General features: G+C 62.4%; 1 protein-coding gene. It reads right to left on the reverse strand.

All coding sequences use genetic code 11. The features are described from left to right. Nucleotides 1-503: immunoglobulin-like domain-containing protein (locus AC1DH9_RS30800; RefSeq protein ID WP_477809540.1), on the reverse strand; the 503-nt coding region annotated here is incomplete at both ends.

A 503-nucleotide genomic window follows, 5' to 3' on the forward strand; every position in this document is an offset into this window, starting at 1 on the left:
CCACCGGTGGTGCTTTCGATGGTGGTGCTGACGGTGCTGCCGTTTTTGTAGACGTCATTCGCCGGGGTATCGACCACCACGGAACCGGACGTTTTGCCGGCTTCGATGTTGATCACTGCACCGTTGGACAGGGTCACGCTCATYGCGGTGCCGGCCGGGTTGGTCAGGGTSGCGGTGTARGTGATCTGACCGCCTTCGGTGACCGAACCGGTSGCCGCCAGGGACAGRCCGGTGTTGTCGATCGAATCGGTGATSGTGGTGACCGCYGGCGTCGTGCTCGGGGTCAACTGCTCGAAGTTGCCGCCSGTGGTGCTYTCGATGGTRGTGCTGACGGTGCTGCCGTTTTTGTAGACGTCATTCGCCGGGGTRTCGACCACCACGGAACCGGACGTTTTGCCGGCTTCGATGTTGATCACTGCACCGTTGGACAGGGTCACGCTCATCGCGGTGCCGGCCGGGTTGGTCAGGGTCGCGGTGTAAGTGATCTGACCGCCTTCGGTGAC

The organism is Pseudomonas sp. 05T35 (assembly GCF_056396605.1).